20 protein-coding genes are annotated in these 15836 nt (G+C 54.9%); 15 read left to right on the top strand and 5 right to left on the bottom strand.

Annotated elements, in window-relative coordinates; translation table 11 throughout:
• Positions 1-21: 21 nt before the first annotated feature.
• The 4 genes from QET40_RS04025 to QET40_RS04040 all read right to left on the bottom strand — a co-directional run bounded on the left by QET40_RS04025 (position 22) and on the right by QET40_RS04040 (position 2196).
• Positions 22-360: a hypothetical protein gene (locus QET40_RS04025; RefSeq protein ID WP_102727183.1), complete on the bottom strand. Its 339-nt coding sequence runs from the start codon at positions 358-360 to the stop codon at positions 22-24.
• A complete protein-coding gene (locus QET40_RS04030; RefSeq protein WP_280125894.1) occupies positions 357-1160 on the bottom strand; it encodes a hypothetical protein in 804 nt (267 codons plus the stop codon). The genes QET40_RS04025 and QET40_RS04030 overlap by 4 nt, the downstream gene beginning before the upstream one ends.
• 20 nt (positions 1161-1180) lie before the next feature.
• Entirely contained in the window at positions 1181-1741 is a 561-nt protein-coding gene (locus tag QET40_RS04035; protein ID WP_102729279.1) for a hypothetical protein, read from the bottom strand.
• Positions 1742-1809: 68 nt separating this feature from the next.
• Positions 1810-2196: a hypothetical protein gene (locus QET40_RS04040; RefSeq protein WP_280125895.1), complete on the bottom strand. Its 387-nt coding sequence runs from the start codon at positions 2194-2196 to the stop codon at positions 1810-1812.
• Positions 2197-2310: 114 nt separating this feature from the next.
• Here QET40_RS04040 and QET40_RS04045 point away from each other — a divergent pair, with 114 nt between their 5' ends.
• Genes QET40_RS04045 through QET40_RS04065 form a run of 5 tightly spaced genes read left to right on the top strand, consistent with a single transcriptional unit; the run spans position 2311 to position 5217 of the window.
• Positions 2311-2772: a hypothetical protein gene (locus tag QET40_RS04045; protein WP_280125896.1), complete on the top strand. Its 462-nt coding sequence runs from the start codon at positions 2311-2313 to the stop codon at positions 2770-2772.
• Positions 2765-3220, top strand: coding sequence for a hypothetical protein (locus tag QET40_RS04050; protein ID WP_102729281.1), 456 nt, complete (start codon positions 2765-2767; stop codon positions 3218-3220). Before QET40_RS04045 ends, QET40_RS04050 begins: the two co-directional genes overlap by 8 nt.
• Before the next feature lie 20 nt (positions 3221-3240).
• The gene (locus tag QET40_RS04055; protein ID WP_102729282.1) at positions 3241-4323 is read left to right on the top strand and encodes a hypothetical protein; all 1083 of its coding nucleotides are present in this window, start codon (positions 3241-3243) and stop codon (positions 4321-4323) included.
• Entirely contained in the window at positions 4320-4721 is a 402-nt protein-coding gene (locus QET40_RS04060; protein ID WP_102729283.1) for a helix-turn-helix domain-containing protein, read from the top strand. Before QET40_RS04055 ends, QET40_RS04060 begins: the two co-directional genes overlap by 4 nt.
• Before the next feature lie 7 nt (positions 4722-4728).
• Positions 4729-5217 (top strand): terminase small subunit, encoded by a 489-nt coding sequence (locus tag QET40_RS04065; RefSeq protein ID WP_280125897.1) that lies wholly within the window; start codon positions 4729-4731, stop codon positions 5215-5217.
• Between the two features lie 217 nt (positions 5218-5434).
• Here the strand turns inward: QET40_RS04065 and QET40_RS04070 are convergent, their stop codons facing one another.
• A complete protein-coding gene (locus tag QET40_RS04070) occupies positions 5435-6304 on the bottom strand; it encodes a hypothetical protein (protein ID WP_280125898.1) in 870 nt (289 codons plus the stop codon).
• Positions 6305-6598: 294 nt separating this feature from the next.
• On the opposite strand from QET40_RS04070, the gene QET40_RS04075 reads away from it, so the two are divergent.
• From QET40_RS04075 to QET40_RS04120, 10 genes are all read left to right on the top strand, one after another.
• Positions 6599-6856 carry a terminase small subunit gene (locus QET40_RS04075; protein ID WP_280125899.1) on the top strand — a complete coding sequence of 86 codons (258 nt, stop codon included), beginning with the start codon at positions 6599-6601 and terminating at the stop codon, positions 6854-6856.
• A 269-nt stretch (positions 6857-7125) separates the two neighbouring features.
• A complete protein-coding gene (locus QET40_RS04080) occupies positions 7126-7788 on the top strand; it encodes a hypothetical protein (protein WP_280125900.1) in 663 nt (220 codons plus the stop codon).
• A gap of 13 nt (positions 7789-7801) precedes the next feature.
• The gene (locus QET40_RS04085; RefSeq protein WP_102729290.1) at positions 7802-8587 is read left to right on the top strand and encodes a hypothetical protein; all 786 of its coding nucleotides are present in this window, start codon (positions 7802-7804) and stop codon (positions 8585-8587) included.
• Positions 8584-9303: an N-6 DNA methylase gene (locus tag QET40_RS04090; RefSeq protein ID WP_280125901.1), complete on the top strand. Its 720-nt coding sequence runs from the start codon at positions 8584-8586 to the stop codon at positions 9301-9303. Before QET40_RS04085 ends, QET40_RS04090 begins: the two co-directional genes overlap by 4 nt.
• Positions 9304-9443: 140 nt before the next feature.
• On the top strand, positions 9444-10145 hold the full coding sequence (locus tag QET40_RS04095; protein WP_280125902.1) for an HD domain-containing protein: 702 nt from the start codon (positions 9444-9446) through the stop codon (positions 10143-10145).
• A gap of 225 nt (positions 10146-10370) precedes the next feature.
• The gene (locus tag QET40_RS04100) at positions 10371-11342 is read left to right on the top strand and encodes a PA14 domain-containing protein (protein ID WP_280125903.1); all 972 of its coding nucleotides are present in this window, start codon (positions 10371-10373) and stop codon (positions 11340-11342) included.
• Positions 11343-11430: 88 nt separating this feature from the next.
• Positions 11431-11994, top strand: coding sequence for a hypothetical protein (locus tag QET40_RS04105; protein WP_102727199.1), 564 nt, complete (start codon positions 11431-11433; stop codon positions 11992-11994).
• A 189-nt stretch (positions 11995-12183) separates the two neighbouring features.
• A complete protein-coding gene (locus QET40_RS04110; protein WP_280125904.1) occupies positions 12184-12747 on the top strand; it encodes a hypothetical protein in 564 nt (187 codons plus the stop codon).
• Positions 12748-12907: 160 nt separating this feature from the next.
• Positions 12908-15007 (top strand): hypothetical protein, encoded by a 2100-nt coding sequence (locus tag QET40_RS04115; protein ID WP_280125905.1) that lies wholly within the window; start codon positions 12908-12910, stop codon positions 15005-15007.
• Positions 15008-15013: 6 nt separating this feature from the next.
• Positions 15014-15787, top strand: a complete 774-nt coding sequence (locus tag QET40_RS04120) for a hypothetical protein (protein ID WP_280125906.1) — start codon at positions 15014-15016, stop codon at positions 15785-15787.
• The last annotated feature ends 49 nt before the right edge of the window (positions 15788-15836 follow it).

Here is a 15836-nt window from a genome sequence, read left to right on the forward strand (position 1 = left end):
GGGGAAAAGTGAAAGGGGCTGTCAGGAAAGCCTCCGGGCGAGGGAGGATTTGGCAAGGAAGCGGTCGATGGGAAAGCAGTGTTCCCCGTAGTTATTTTTGAAGTCTCGGCGGAAGCGGACGTGGGTGAACTGAGGGCGGTACATGCGGGCCAGGCGCCAGAGGGCGGAGAGGCGGGAACACTGGAAGATGATGTGGACGGTACGGGGGGATTCCTCATCCGGAACGGCCAGGCAGAAGCAGTCCGGAGCGGCGTGGATGATCCCGTCGTGTTCCAGGGTGTAGCGGATGAGGGAGGCGTAGGAACCGGGGGCGATTTGCTCCAGGTACTCGTAGGCCAGGGTGGTGCGGTTGTCGGTCATTGGCGGCGGGGAGGTGTGGTGCTGGAAGGAGAGGCGGACTGGCCGAGGAGGGCCACGAGAAGATCGTTCAGGGCGCTGCCCGCGTTGGTGGAAGATGCCCTGCTGGAGGAGATGGTGCCCGGAGACCATTGGAGGAAGTTCCCGGAAAGGTCATAGGCGGACTGGCCCGAGGAGAGGGCGCCTATGAGCCAGGAGGGGAGCGTGGTGCCAGCCGTGGCCGCCCCTGACGAAGCTCCGCCTCCAGCCGTCGCCTTCCCGCTTGTTCCCGCCGTGGCGGTGGGGGCTGCCGTTTCCTCCGGAGTGGCCGCGATGCCTCCGGCGGCGGCGGAAAGGAGGGTGGAAGCCCCCTGAATCCATGCGGCGTTCCGCGCGGATTTCGCCAGGCGGTTGTATTGCCCGGCCTGGGCGTCCGCCTGCATCATGGAGAGGCGTCCCTGCTGGCGGGAGGCCATGGCTGCGGTGCGTTTACCGGAATCGGAGAGGGCGTTGGAGAGGGCCATGTCCGCAATGGATTTTTCAAAAACATCCGCCAGGGCGAGTTCGTTCTGCATGGAGGAACCTTCCGCCGCGAAGCCGGAGGAGGCTTGCCGGGCACGGGCCGATGCCTGGTTGGAAGCCTGGTTTTCCCTCATGCGGGACATGTTGAGGGCGACCAGGCGGGAGTCAGCCCGGGCTTCTTCTTCCAGGTTGTTGGCCTTGAGATTGTAAGCGGCTTGCTGGGCGCGGCCCTGGGAGCGGGCCACGGAAGCCATGGTCCTGTAGTTGCCGGAGGAAAGGGCGTTACCGATGATTTGTCCCATGGGAAAAAGAAGGAAAAGGGTTATCCGACGATGGAGAGGCCGAGGATGCGCTCCAGGGGGTGCTGGTCATTGGAGTGCTGGGCGAGGGCGTCCTTGTGGAGAGCTTCCGCCAGGGCGGAGTTGGCCGCCTCCTCCAGCGTGAAGGAGAGCTGGGGCTGTCCGGTGATTTTGGGGGCCATGCGGGCAGCCAGCAGAAGAGACAAACCGCGCAGGAAGAGGGGCTGGGAGTCCGGCAGGATTTCAGCCTTGCCGAGGGCGTTGGTGATGTAGGTGAGTTCCAGCCCGTTGCCCGGCTCCGGCTGGTAGGTCGTGTGGAGGAGGATGTCCCGCCCGATCAGCTCAAAGGAGGAGTGGTTGATTTTCAGGGGGCGCAGGCAGTCCTCCGGCAGGCGGTAGACGCCGGGGGAGACGGGAGGGAGGATGCGGCGCAGGGTGGCGAAAGACCAGGAGCCGAAGTTGAGGGCTTCCGCCAGGACGATGGGGAACCAGAGGTCGCATTCGCGGCCCGTGGGACTCTCCCGCTTGTATTCCCGGTCCCCGAGGATATGCAGGGATTGTTCAAAGAGTGTTACCTTGTCCATCAGGGGGACACGGTAGCAGGAAGAGGAGGATGCGAGAGGTGCTTATGAAATGAAGGGTGTGGAAAACATTATTTTTCCGCTTCTTCCAGGTTGCTGCATATATCATTGCAAACTGAGTACACGGCCCATTTCAAAAAGGAACCCGGCGTCATGTCGCGGATGCTGGCCGCCAGGCGGATGGTTTCCCACTGCCGGGGCGTGAAGGAGGAGGGGCCGAGCTTGAAGCCGTTAAAGAATTCCAGGGATGGATCTGATGGTTCGGAGGCCGCCGCGAGGCGGTGTTCCAGAATGAGCACGCGGAGTTGCTGCTGGCGCTTTTTCCCGATTGACTTGTTGGAGCACCAGCCGTCCACCGTGCTTTTGGAGACGCCGAGCAGATCGGACAGTTCCCCTCTGGAGAGGGCGAGGGAGGAGAGCAGGTTTTTCAGATCGTTGGGTGTTATTGGAGAATCCACGGGAAAAGAAATTTAGTAATTTCTAAATGATTTCTCAATGTTTTTTGAGTCTATATTGTTAATTTGGATTTTTTATTGACCGTTTCTTCTTCAAGGAAAAATAATGCGAGAAGTATGCAACAGGCACCTGTTCCACCTGACAAATACAAGGATTGCGCTTTTTTCAGCGGACGTTTCATCCGAATCATGTCGCGTTTCCTGATCCGGAAGATCTTTCAGGGAGCGTGTTTGAAATACGCCAGAAACATCATTTCTGAAGAGGGGCGGAGGATGCGTGGATTCCCGCATCCCGCCAGGAAAGACAACCAGCATGAAACGATGAGCAGAAGGTTACAGCCGACAGAACGCAGGGAGTGGTATTCAACCAAGGATGTAGAGGACGTGTATGGCATTTCCCGCAAGACCCTGGAGCGCATCCGGAAGAATGCCAAAGACGAAGGAAAGCCGATCAAGGTAAGCAGACTACCTTTTCAAAACGGTTCCGAGACGACGCGCAGGAGACCGTTTATCCGAATTTCAAAAAAGTCCCTGGATGAATACATGAACTCTCACGCGGAGCAGGACGACGATGAATAACGAGTATTTGACCGTAGTTCTGCCCCATGGGCCGAAAGTCCTTTCCGCTAACGCTTCCGTTCCTAAGACGGCCAAAGGACTCCAGGTGGCCGCCCGGAAAAAACAGAAGGCGAAGCGGACGGCCCGGACCCTGGCCTGGGTCCTGACCCTGCAATGCCTGGGAGGACGCAAGTTCCGCCCGAACCGCTACCTGATCCGCTGGTTTTACAAATACGGCGAGCCACCGGACGATGACAATGCCGTGGCACGATGCAAGGCCTACCTGGACGGGGCGGCCAGTGCCATGGGCATCAATGACGTGGTGCTGCGCTTGAGAGGAGTGGAGCGTGTCAAGGATATGAAACGATGGAAGGAGCTGGAACTGGTGTTCTGGTACGAGGAAGGGGACGGAACGGTTTTTCATGAAAAACCGGCACGGAATTGTGAGGAAAAAGAGAAGGAAATCTGAATGGAAAGCGAGGAAAAAGCATGCCGGTTCCGTGGATCAAAATTGAGGTGATTCTTCCCGATAAACAGGAGGTTGTTACGATGGCGCACCTGCTCAAAATGAAGGACCCGGACACGGTGGTGGGCAAGTTGATCCGGCTGTGGGCATGGGCGGACCAGCAGACTGTAAGCGGCGATTGCGTGGGGATTACTTGCGCGTACATCGACCGGCTCACTTTCTGCAAGGGATTTGCAAAGGCTTTAATGTCAGTTGGATGGCTCGGGGGAGAGGATGGCGCTTTACAATTCCTCAATTTTGCCCGCCATAACGGAGAGACGGCCAAGGCCAGGGCGGAGTCCGCCAGGAGGATGGCAAAATCCCGTGCGGACAAAGAGCAACAGAACGGCAACAGGAATGGGGCGCAGGACGCAACGGATGTGACGGAAAAGGGGAACGGCTGTGCGAAAAATGTTGCGCTAAAAGCGCAACGAAAAGCGCAAACAGAGGGAGAAATAGAATTTAATAGGACTAAAGGAGGTGGGGGGAGAATTCCACCGTTTAGGGAGAAGGAGGCTCCGGGAGGGATTGCCCCCCCGCCCCCGGATGTTCAGGAATGGGAGGCAAGAGAAGATCCTCCGGATTTTGACGCATTTGTCCGGTGGGTTCAGAGCCTGCGGCCCGGCTGGGACGTGGGAGGCCTCACCGCCAGAGAGCGGCAGGCCGCCTTGAGGGCGTTTGGTGGGTTGAGAAGGCCCGTGAGCAATACGGAAAAGACCGCCCTGAAGGAGTATTTGAGCCACGAACCCGAGCGGAGCAGCAAGTTTGACTATCCACCTGACCGTGAGTTGTTTTTCACGATTTTTCAGGAGGTCGTGCAGAAGGCGATGGCGTGGTTCCGCCGTACGGGACGTAAAACGCCCGCCGAGAAGGAATTTGCCCGGAAACAGGCCGCGGAACGACGGTGGAAGGAGGAGGAACGCTCCGTCAGGCAACGGGCGGAAAGGTTCCGCAGCGGACCGGAAGAACTCATCGAGGAATTAACCGCCCTGCGCCTGGCGCATGGCGTAAAACCATTGACAGACAAAGAACTGGAAAAAATAAGACAAGGAGACTACACACAATGAACCAGAATGAAGACATGGAAGAACTGGACCCGGTGGGCATGATCCATCAGTTGGCCTGTTGTTTCACCCAGCAACGGATGATGGCATCGCAGGTGGCGGTGTTGACGGCGATTGCCAAAAACCCGGCGATTACCTCCGGCCCTATCGTCCGAATGACCGGATTGAGCGTGCCCAACACCGGGCGCATCCTCAATTACCTGGCGGAGGTGGGGGACGTGACCTTTGTACGGGAAGAGCCGCCAAGGCCGGATTATCCTTCCACCCGGCGACATTTCTACATTACGCCGGAAGGGGTGGGCACGGTGAAGAAGCTGGTGCATCACCTGGGCTGGGGGGAGATCAACCGGTTCCGCATCGTGAAGGAGAACGATTCTTCCCAACTTTACAAGTTCCTTTGATAACGGCATGGCCCAGCGAGGATTAACGGAAAAACAGCGTGCGTTCACCAGGTATTGCTTCAGCGGCATGAGCCAGCGGGAAGCCTACCGCAAGGCTTTTCCCAACAAGAAGTTGAAGGATGCCTCCTGCGACGTGCAGGCAAGCAGGCTGTTAAAAAATGTTAAGGTGCAGGAGTACCTGGAGGAATTGCGCCAGCAGGCGCAGAGCGACGCCGTGCTGACCAAGCGCGCCCGGATGGAATGGTTGAGCCGGGTGGTGACGACGGCTCCCAATGCGGTGGACGGGGAATCCGACCTGTGCCAGGAGATGACGACGAGCGAGTTCGGCGTAAAATGCCGGATGCCCGACAAGCTCCGAGCCGTGCAGGAGCTCAACAAAATGGACGGGGCGTACACTCCGGAAGAGGTGAAAGTGACAACGGAATGGAGTTTCAGCAGTTTGCTCAAGGAGCTGAAGAGCACCGGACTGATCAAGGGGAAGGAAGGGAGAGGGTGAAGACGGATTGGCTCCCGGCAAACCGTGTTTTTGTTGTTTCCCGGCAAGGGAGATGGTAGGCTGGGCTTGGCATGAACCAAGCCCTGTAAAAAGGGTCAGGCTAGTTCGATTTTTTATTGGCGGGGAGAATGAATCATTACAGTTCTGGCTGGTGGAGGAGTTGTTTTCCTGCACCAGCCAGCTTGTGAGTTATTGGAAATTGGAAAGAAAAATTACATCATGCAGGAATGAAGAGCAATCTTTCCGGCAGTTCATAGGAGGGAACCTGAAGACGACATATCTTGTTTGCTCCTGTTCTTTTCGGACGTCCTGTATTTATTATATAAAACCCCTCATCGTCATGGCATAGATCATGGGTGGCATCCAGGCTGTATTTTCCATCTCTGATTTGGTTGGTTACGGCAATTAATTTTGGTGTAGCATTTCTTAAAGGTTCTACTTTTTTATACACATCCCGCAAGGCATCAATGGCTTCCCGCAGTTGTTTCCTTTCAATCGCACCTGTAATTGCACTGGAAATAATGTCCGTAATGACAAAGGCTACTCCCCCTAGGACAGCTCCGACGAATACTCCTCCAAGGATTCCTGCCAACCCTGTTGCAACGCCTGCCGCCATGCTCACTAAAGCAGTTGCAACAGTTATTCCTGTTATAGTATAGTAACCTATATAACCTGCTATCCCTATGCTAAGGGCTGCGGAGAGTATTTTCCCCATTTCGAGAAGTTTGCTTTCCCCGATAGTATTAATATCAATACCTTTTTCTGCCCAATCTGTAGGAAGTAATTCTTCCAATCCAATATCTTTAATTAATTTATTTAATTTGACATTTGTATCTTTAATGGCATTATTGATTTCATTGATGCAATCACCTGACGTATCTACATTAATATCCTTTTTCAATACAGGTAACTGGATTTTGGAATATTTTACATCTTTTGATTCCAAGAAAGCACGATTCAAAAGATTTGCATTATCGTTCCATGCGTTTTTATACTGTATAAAAGATTGAGTAATATCATATCTTAATTGTGCTACTTCCGCTCTCTTTTTAGGGTTGCCAGGATAAAAAAGATCATCAAAAAACATAATTATATCTCCTTTATTATTGTGGTTATTTTATATTAATTATTGAAATTACGGTTTCTAATAAAAACCAAATATATCACTCAAAAGAATAGATTTTTAGAGTTGATATGTCAATTTGTTAGAATATTGATTATCAATTTTTTTAAAAATACGCTTCTCTTCATATCCCCCTCATTCCGCGAACCGTTCCCGGATGGGGGGAAAGCGGCTTCAATGGAACTGCGTGGAAGGCAGGAAGGCCGCAAAGGTTTTCCGAAAGCCTCCCGGAGCAGAAAAACAAGACGATTGAATCCGATGAACAAGGAACGATACAAGACGCGCAAGGAGATTGCGGACATATTCGGGGTGGGAGTAAGAACGGTTTCCTACTGGATGCAGGAGGGATGCCCGGTTTTTTATACGGGTAGAAAACTCCGCCCCGGAAGGGGATGCCACCCTCTGTTTATTGTGGAGGAGCTGGAGAAATGGCTCATTGAACAGGCCGAAGAGCAACGGGGGGAAAGGCGCAGGAAGGACAGGGACGTGATGAGTTCCTTTTTCAAGAGGTCCTGATTTTTCGGAAGGAAGGCCGCTTAGTCAAGAGACACCGCAGGCGGGCCGGAACCCGCCCGCGGCGCTCCTGGACGCTTATTACTAAGTATAACAAGCGGCAGTACTTTAACTGATAAATTCCCAACTGGAAGAAAGGCAATGTGTCATATTGTGGAGGGAGTATTTTTATTTTTCTTGAATTAGTAAAGTATCTTTACTAATAAGGAATTGTTCACACAAGATTGGACGCCTTGTGAGGATTGATTAAAAAAACTAAGTATAAGAAGCATATGAATTACAAAACACCTCATGGCGCGATTGTCGCCAGACTAGATGAGAGAGTCAAAACATCGGGGGTTGCCGATGTGGGGAGCATGCGCAAACGGCGCATTTGGCAACGGAGGAATTTCACGGGCTTTCCCTCCTCGGAAACGGTGGGGGAAACCAATGCCCTGTACGTCTCCTATCCGCTCACGACTCTGGAAACCAAAAGGGAGATTGAAGCTTTGCTCATAGGCCTGGCGGAAATCATACGCCCGATTGCCGGTTACGAAGGATGTTTTATCCAGTTCGACCTTGAGGAGAAGAGGATCGCTGCCATTTTGCCGGACCATGCCACCTTCAAGAATGAACTTCCCCGGACTGCACCGATGCGCTGGGAGTTGAAGCTGTGGGATCTCTATTGCGTAGCCACGGTACGGCTGGAGAGCTGCGAGCCGGAAAGGAAGACGCGTGCCGGGGCGACGGTTCTTTTCGGCTGGGAAGAACTGGTGTTGGAAGGCTCCTTTCAGGAAATGAAGGAACAACTTGACCGGAGGATGCGGGAGAAGGCGGAAGTCTTCGGGGAAGGGGCAGCCTACGAGGGATGCCGGGAAGGTGAAGAGGGGGGACTGGATTTCATGTTTATCCAGGGAGCCAGCTTCCACATTTTCCATGTGGACGTGAACAATTAACGGAGGATGAACCATGCAGGATATTGTTTTGGAAAAACCGTGCGGGGATGGTGAGCGGAAGACTCCGGATTCTCCGTACCTTGATGACATCAGCCAGGAGGAGGCGCGTTCCGCGTTCGTCCGCAACAGTTCCAACCCCGAACGGTTCGGGGAAGGGCTGAGGAGGGCGTATGTGGAGGATCTGGAATTCTTCTTGGCCTCTATCAAGAAATGGATGGTAGGGAAGAACGCCTCCCGGATTCAGTACGAGCTGGAGGTTTTCCGGCAGGGATTGAAAAAGAGGCATCTTGATTACATCCATGCGAATGCCAGGTGCGGGAATTTTGTGATTTCCGACTCACCGGATCACGAGAAGGAAAGCCGCAAGCTGCGGATTGCGGAAGCAAAACGCAGGGAGATTCTGGATTACATGGAGCGAAAGCACGACGAGGTTTTCAACAAGTACCATAACAGGCCTTATGCGTGGCTGGAGCCTTCCGGAGGGGAAGAGAGGAGGGAGCTTGAGTACAAGCTTGCCGTACTCAAGCGGATGCACCATTACATGCTCGACGTCAACGCCGCGCTGAACAGGGCGAAGGGCGACTGGAGAAAGCGGGAAGAGGAATTGAGAGCCATGGGGCTTTCCGAAGCGGAAATGGAGCCGTTGCTGCTTCCGGACGTACGGGGGCGTGTGGGCTTTTCCCCGGAAGGGCTTGCCAGAAGCAGGCGTTATATCCGGAAGACGGAGAAGTTGCTGATGGGTTTGATTGCTTCTGAGGAGAGCACGGGGGCTTCCTTCCATGGAAAGGAGGGAGCATGAGCAGCAGGAAAAAGAACCTCCCCTCCCCTGACGAACGGAAAGGAGAGGCTTTCTGGCGGGAGTTGAACTCAGCGGACTGGGACGGGAAGTCCTGCTCCCAGGTGTTCGAGGAGTTTGTGGACATTATGTTCTGTACTCTGAGTGCTGGGAAGGTGGAGTACAAGGGGCGCGCGATGTTCCAGAAAGACCGTGACCGGAAGATTGGAGTCTTCCAGCGCGCCATGCTCCTGCTGGGGGAGGAGATGGAACGGGAGCCGTACCGGGATTTGCTGGGCAGGGTGTACCAGGATGTTGCCGGAACGGCGGGGAAAAGAGCTCTTTCCGCAGTTTATACGCCCGATGCCATCTGCAAGATGACTGCCGGGATGGGAATGGACATTGAACTTGTCAAGGCCCGTATCAGGCGGGGGGAAACGGTTTCCCTGTACGAACCCGCCTGCGGGGCGGCGCGGATGGTGCTGGCTGTGGCGGAGTTGCTGGGAGAGCTCCGCATGGGGCTGCGCGTCACCTGTGAAGAGATTGATTTGGTCGCATGCAAGATTGCTTACGTCAATCTCAGCATGTGGGGCGTGCCTGCGGTGGTTTACCATGCGGATTCCCTGTCGCGGAAGTGCTGGGGAGGGTGGAAGACCGCCGCCCTGGTTTTGATGGAAGCCCGGGAGGAAGAGGTGAGGCGTCTGCGCCGCATGGTAGAGATGATGATGTCGCTGAAATGAAACCGATTCCGTAGCTTTGAGGGAGGGCGTGCTCCCGCAGGAGGAACCCGGCAGGGAATGCCTCCTGCGGGAAGACCGGGAAAAAACCATTCGCAAAAAGATAAAAACAGCCTATATTGTCCAGAGATTGGATGACTGACATGACTCCTGAAGAATTTCTGGCATGGGCCCGGCACAAGCCCTTTGGCGATCCCTTTCCCAAGACGCAGACGGTCACGTTCCTGGTGCCCCTCCTTGGTGTGAGCCGGACGAATATTTTTACATGGATCTCCGGAAAAGTGAATCCCAGCAAGACGAGTCTTTTACTCATGGAAGCCCTGAAACGGGAAAACCGCATCCGCCTGGTGGAACGGGCGGAGGATTTTGCCCGGCACAAGCACGAGGGACAAACGAGAAAGTACACCAACGACCCCTACGCGAACCATCCGGAGGCGGTCGTTGGCCTTTTATTAGAGTACACGGATGACGAACGCTTGCTGGCCGCCGCATGGCTACACGATACGATGGAGGATTGCGGCGTGAGTTATGGGGAGCTTTCCGCCGAGTTTGGCCCGTATGTGGCAACGCTCGTGTATTTGCTGACCAATGACGAGGAGGAAAAGGAGAGGCTGGGCAAGGCCCGCTACATGAGCAAAAAACTTGCGGCCCTTCCACCGGACGCCCTGACGATCAAACTGTGCGACATGCTCAATAACATGGACGGTACGCGTTCCCGAAGGCAGGCGGAAACATATGTGGAAATTTTAAGGAGGGTGCGGGAAAAGAAACCCTCCGTCTGGAACGGGACGCATGAGGCCCTGGCGGAGAGGATCATGGAAACCTACCGGCAAAAGATTTTCTAAAGAGTAGTTAGTTTCCCGTTGTTTTCCCATGCCCGGCAGAGCTTGCACCTGCCGGGTTTTTTGATGCCCCGGTTCTTCCTCCCCCCTCATTCCATGAGCACTCCATGGGCGGAGTTCTTCCTGTTACCTTGCTGCCGATGGGAGGGCAGCGGCCCCCTCCGTGCGGAGACCGGGAAGAACCAGCCGCCGTCCCGTCACCAAAACATATATACATTAAATAACATTATGGCTATATCGACCAAACCGTTCCACCCGTTGGACGCAGAAAACAACCGCCGTTACAAGGTCAAGAAAAAAGACGCTCCCAAAATTGACTGGCATAAGACGGAGGAAACCGGGGCACACGACTGGGAAGGCTATATCCGCATTCCGGAAGATGGAACCTACAATTTCACGATTCAGATTGACGACAACGGCTATCTGAAGATCAACGGTGAAAAGGTAGTGGAACTGACTGGAAGCAATTCTTCCAAGAAGGCAACTGGAAGCAAGGAACTTAAAAAGGGCTTTCACTATGCGAAACTGCATCATGAAAACCTGGAAGTCCCGGAGGCTATTGCTCCTTATCCCAATGCGGAGGAATTTGTTCCTCAAATGGACGGAAAAGACCTGGAGCTCTGGGAAATTGACGCACCCAAAAATCTGATGAAGGCTGAGGATGCCCAGAAGCTGCTTGGTTACTACAATGTCGTGGACTTTGCTACTATGAGCCAAGATCAAGTGTGGAATCATATTGGCGGGTGGTTCAATGAACAGCATCTGGCCGGTGTTGGAATTTACCAGGACAGTTGTGCTCTTCGTCTGAGTATTGCTTTCTGCTGCAAGGGTATTTCCCTATCTGGCGTGAAAGATTCCAGTGGTAAAACGGCTGCCAACAATATTACCCTGGTCACTCCTCCCGGCAATCTCTCAGCCCTCAATCCGGGAATGACGGGACAGGAAGATCCTTCTACACTCCAAAAGCACGTCGTTTTCAGCGCCGCCGCCATGAGCTTGTTCCTGCATAACACCTATGGGGAATCTGACTATGCGGACAAGGACGCGAAGACGGGGTACTGTACTCCCCAGGAGGGAGATATTGTTATCTTTGGACAAACCGGTCACGTCGGCATGGCTCCGGGAAATAATATGGAGAAGATCGGCAATTATGGAGGTCAGCCGATTTGGTTGCTCTATCGTTCGACTTTGGATGATTAAAACTCTTCCTTAGCATTCTTATGATTCACAAGGCGGATATGATTATATCCGCCTTGTTTTTTTGGAAGAATAGGATATAAAAGGGAACATGAACAAGCATGGGGTTTTTGAACGAAACATTTTCTTCATCCTGGTATTCCTGATTGCAGCGGGCACATGGGGCGCCATGGCGGACAGTCCGGATGCTCCGCTCATGGACAGCGAGCAAATCAAAGCTTGCCAGCAGGGGCATATGGAAGTCCTTTCATCCTATCTGGGTTCCGGGAATACGGTGGTCATGGCCTGCTCGTACAAGGCGGAATGGGAGCCGCCCGCTTCCCTAACCGGCAAGGGTATTCTGACTACGTATGCGGTCATTGTCAGGTCGGAACATCAGGATTTTCCTGTGGGAACCAAAGTGAAATGGGTAAATTATATCGAATCTCCCGGTTCTGTTGCCCAGGAAATCATCGACCGCTGGAAGTCACCGGACGGCGAGCTTGTTTATATCATTAACCCCATGAAAGGAAGTGAGGGGGAAGGAGAGGACATCGCCAAGGTAAAAAATGACATTCCGGAACTCCTCGACTGTATTAGGTTTTCCATTGCAAATAAGAGTTTTTATAATAATTTACGAGCCATGCTTGATATTCCGGTTCGGAGGGAGCAATGATTCCCATTTCCCTTTCTCCCGGGGGGCATTCTTCGTGTGCTTCGCTGAAGGTGCGCAGGGCGTCGGCGGTGTGGGAGCAGACATCATGGAGGGGTTCCGTTTTTTTGAACATGATGGACAAATGGATTATCTATTATTTCTATGGTAAAAATATCTCTCCTTTGTTGTTTTCTATCCGGTCTGCTAGCCGTGGCACTGCATGCTCAAGAGCCTTCCTCCTCCTCTTCTTCTTCTCACTGTGTAGCCACGCAAGAGGAGATTGACAATGACCATGATAACTTCCTGCGTGGGACAGCCCGGCAGTTGCGTCAGAACGACGTTGTCCTGGCGGTTATTCCCTATAAAACCGTAAAAACTGACCAGGGAACGGTGCATTATGCCCGTGTCGTCCAGTCATTGAGGGGAGGTATTCCGGTGGAAGCCCTGGTCAAATGGCTCAATCTCTATAGTAAACTGCCTGCGGGCGGTAAACCGGAAACCAAATTGTTGTCCGGCAGTTCGTTCATGTATGTACTGGCCCCTTCAAAGAACGTCAAAGAACTGGGGAAAGATCCGGAAGACTTCACCCCTGCATCCACCGTATATTCCTCACAGGTTCTGCTGGGGGCTTACGACCTGGGTGATCATGTTGACTATTTTCCGATGACGGAGAGTGACCCTGGCCGTGCCATGAAAAAGCTCCTGCATATTGAGCCAGCAAAAATCACCGCCGAATCGGAAGCAGCCCGCTTTAACCCGGAATTCGGCAAGTAACCTGGTTTTCTTCCTTCTCCTTTCTTTTTGATTCACCAGGGGCTGTCTCACGAAAAAGAGGCAGCCCCTTCTTCTTTTGCGCCCCCTGCTCATAACCTGATACTTCCCCTTCATTCCACAAGCCCTCCCCGTTTTTTCCGGATGGTTTTAGCATGTGGCCATGCTCAACTTTTTGGGAACCACGGAGAACTTCGCCGTTATCGAAAACATCCCGTATTCGATGACATGGAAGTTTTTTGATGCCTGGACCGGGGAACCGATACCGCTGGATGGCGTTACCTTCTCCGGGCGCATCTTCGTGGGGGAAAACGGGCGCGAACTGGAGCTGGACATCGCCAAGGGTGAAGAGTCCCACCTCCTTGTCGTCGGCTGTTCGGGCCTCCCGGAAGGCCGCTGGCCGTATGAAGTTTTCTGCGTATCGGACGAGGGGCTGCGGGAGCGCATGCTATCGGGCAGTATCGGCGTAATCGGTTCGCTGGAGGCTAAAACTGTTCTGGATGCACGTCCCACGGCGGACCGGACGCTCTCCGTCCGCCTCCCAGGAGACACGGCCCGCGCTCTCAAGCTTGAATGGCTCTCCTCCTCGCTGGCCCAGACTGCCGCCGCTTCCGCCTGGAATGCCTGGGAGAAGACGAAGGAAACCGCCGACAAACTGGAGGAAGCGGACCGGAAACTGGACGGCCTCATGGAAACCACCCAGGAAGCCATGGACCGGCTCGGCCAGGTGGACGGCCTCATGGAAGGCATCCACGCTGAAGTGGAAAGCGCCCACCAGGCCGCCCAAAAAGCGCAGGACATCCTTGAAAGCGGCATCCTGCAAGGGGAAAAGGGAGACACCCCCGTCATCGGGGAAAACGGCCACTGGTGGATTTCCGGCCAGGACACCGGCATCCGGGCGGAGGGCCGGGATGGCGTCACCCCGCATATCGGCGCCAACGGTCACTGGTGGATCGGCGAGCAAGACACGCAGGTCCAGGCGGAAGGGACGGACGGCATGGACGCCGACTTCATCCGCCGCATTTATATTTCTTCCGCGGAGGAACTGCCGGAGGAAGGAGAACGCGGCGTCTTCTACTACATCCCCAGCCCGGACGGCAATTACGACGTGTACGCCTGGGTGGACTTCCCGGACGGGGACTCCGCCTGGACGCCCATCAGTGAATCCACCCTCCAGCAGGCTACCGTCCGCGCCCACGGCACGGTCCGTCTCAGTACGGGCACCATCCTGACGAACGGCGGCATTGTCGGCGTCAATGAGGCCGGGCAGCTTCTGGTGCGTGAAGCCCGGACGGACGTTCCCGGAACAGTCAAGCTCTCATCCTCCAAGCCTTCCCTGATCTCCCCCGGCCTGGTGGGAGTCAATGCCAGCGGCCAGCTCATCGTGCCGGAGGCCACAATCAACCAGGCGGGAACCATCAAGATCAACAACTCCAAATCGGTCGAACGCGGAGCCCAGGTCCAGACGAACAAGAACAATCTCGCCATGGTCCCCATCGCGGGAAACCGCTCTTACGGAGTCGTCGCCACGGGCACCCAGTTTCCCGTCATCCCGCATGAACGACCCTACATCGTCTCCCTTCCCATTGCTTCGGATGACACGCGCCTCAATTCCGCCGCCCTCTACGGCACACTCACCATCAACCTCCACCGCAGGGGATTTCTACGTTATACCTCTGGAGCCAATGCTGAAAACGGACTGGACTTTTCTACAGGCCGCTATCTGTCGCTGGATTATGGCACAGGCCTGGAATCGGAGGAATACACTTCCACCATTGAGGGGGTGACGGACACCCGCTGCCGCCTGGCCGTCCATCGGTACGGAGACATCGTTTTCCATGACTCCTACGCCACCCCGGACAAGGGCGGCTCCGTCAAGCCCGGCTCCTCCTTCACCATGTCCGGTAAAGGTGTCCTCTCCCTGCTTCCTGCTGCGCCCGGCACGCTGGGAGGCATCAAGGTAGGAACGACGCTCTCCATCGCCAAGGATGGCACGCTCGACATTCAACTGGATACGGAGACCTTCCACGAAGCCAGCCCCCGCCCGGCCAGTTCCGCCGCCACCGCCGCCTGGATCAGAGGGAAGAACTTCGTCTCCCAGTCCGATTTGCAGGGTAAGGGCTTTGTTTCGGAAATCCGCGTCAAGGAACTGCTGGGCGGCTATCAGTCCCGCATGGGCATAGATGACCTCCTCCCCGTTACCCAGGAACAATTTGAAGCCCTTCCTTCCCGGAGTTCCAAAACCCTTTACATCATTTACTGATCCCGCATGAAAATTTCCCATCACTCCATCACCGCCAGGCAGGTCTATGACGCCTGCCTGGGCGAGAACAAGGTAAAGGCCATCTACCGAGGCGACGTGAAAATCTATCCGGACAACGCGGCACGCATCAGCCAGATCAGGCTGGACATCTCAGCCTGGTCGGGCACGCCGGACGGCTCCTTCTGGGAACAGGCCATCGAGGCCGTCTCCGTCTACGCTTCTACTTCCCGCTACATTAAAATGACGGCGGACCGCACCTACATGGTCGGCAGCACATGGGGGAGCTACCCGCTTGCCTCCTACCGAGGAACGGGACTGTTCGAATTCGCATACAATGAAGGCCCTCTGCTCCAGAACGTCCGTCTGGGGGACAGCGCATCCCTCCAGATCAAACTGCCTTCGCTGAAAAGTTTTTCGATTGGCGGCACGCAGGAGTTCGACCAGCCGGTCAGCCGCGTCTATCCGGCATGCCCTTCCGGCACGGAAGTCCGGGGGTATTTCGGCAAGGGCCAGAAGCGCGTTTCCACGGGCGTGCGCATCGTGATCGTGAGCCTCCCCTCCGGCCAAGTCCTTCTGGACCGCCATCAGCAGCAAAACGGCCACTGCCGGGGCAGCTATGACTGGAACTACGGCTGGGTCGGCTCCGTCGCCGGGGACACGCAGGCCCGGCTGGAGGTCTACCCCCACCAGCCGCGCGGAGGCTGGGGCGGGTACTTTATCTATCCTGCCGCTTCCTGTTCCCTCACTGCCCGCATCATCCAGATCGTCCCGGAAGCCTGAAACTTATTCCCCCCTCCATCTACGATTAACTCCTCACTTTTGATGACCT

The organism is Akkermansia sp. N21169 (genome assembly GCF_029854675.1).
Classification (GTDB): Bacteria; Verrucomicrobiota; Verrucomicrobiia; order Verrucomicrobiales; family Akkermansiaceae; genus Akkermansia.

Bases quoted from the DNA above. Each gene is read 5' to 3' on its own strand.
- QET40_RS04025 (WP_102727183.1), bottom strand. From the start codon at position 360: ATGACCGACAACCGCACCACCCTGGCCTACGAGTACCTGGAGCAAATC.
- QET40_RS04030 (WP_280125894.1), bottom strand. From the start codon at position 1,160: ATGGGACAAATCATCGGTAACGCCCTTTCCTCCGGCAACTACAGGACC.
- QET40_RS04035 (WP_102729279.1), bottom strand. From the start codon at position 1,741: ATGGACAAGGTAACACTCTTTGAACAATCCCTGCATATCCTCGGGGAC.
- QET40_RS04045 (WP_280125896.1), top strand. From the start codon at position 2,311: ATGCAACAGGCACCTGTTCCACCTGACAAATACAAGGATTGCGCTTTT.
- QET40_RS04050 (WP_102729281.1), top strand. From the start codon at position 2,765: ATGAATAACGAGTATTTGACCGTAGTTCTGCCCCATGGGCCGAAAGTC.
- QET40_RS04055 (WP_102729282.1), top strand. From the start codon at position 3,241: ATGCCGGTTCCGTGGATCAAAATTGAGGTGATTCTTCCCGATAAACAG.
- QET40_RS04060 (WP_102729283.1), top strand. From the start codon at position 4,320: ATGAACCAGAATGAAGACATGGAAGAACTGGACCCGGTGGGCATGATC.
- QET40_RS04065 (WP_280125897.1), top strand. From the start codon at position 4,729: ATGGCCCAGCGAGGATTAACGGAAAAACAGCGTGCGTTCACCAGGTAT.
- QET40_RS04070 (WP_280125898.1), bottom strand. From the start codon at position 6,304: ATGTTTTTTGATGATCTTTTTTATCCTGGCAACCCTAAAAAGAGAGCG.
- QET40_RS04075 (WP_280125899.1), top strand. From the start codon at position 6,599: ATGAACAAGGAACGATACAAGACGCGCAAGGAGATTGCGGACATATTC.
- QET40_RS04080 (WP_280125900.1), top strand. From the start codon at position 7,126: ATGAATTACAAAACACCTCATGGCGCGATTGTCGCCAGACTAGATGAG.
- QET40_RS04085 (WP_102729290.1), top strand. From the start codon at position 7,802: ATGCAGGATATTGTTTTGGAAAAACCGTGCGGGGATGGTGAGCGGAAG.
- QET40_RS04090 (WP_280125901.1), top strand. From the start codon at position 8,584: ATGAGCAGCAGGAAAAAGAACCTCCCCTCCCCTGACGAACGGAAAGGA.
- QET40_RS04095 (WP_280125902.1), top strand. From the start codon at position 9,444: ATGACTCCTGAAGAATTTCTGGCATGGGCCCGGCACAAGCCCTTTGGC.
- QET40_RS04100 (WP_280125903.1), top strand. From the start codon at position 10,371: ATGGCTATATCGACCAAACCGTTCCACCCGTTGGACGCAGAAAACAAC.
- QET40_RS04105 (WP_102727199.1), top strand. From the start codon at position 11,431: ATGAACAAGCATGGGGTTTTTGAACGAAACATTTTCTTCATCCTGGTA.
- QET40_RS04115 (WP_280125905.1), top strand. From the start codon at position 12,908: ATGCTCAACTTTTTGGGAACCACGGAGAACTTCGCCGTTATCGAAAAC.
- QET40_RS04120 (WP_280125906.1), top strand. From the start codon at position 15,014: ATGAAAATTTCCCATCACTCCATCACCGCCAGGCAGGTCTATGACGCC.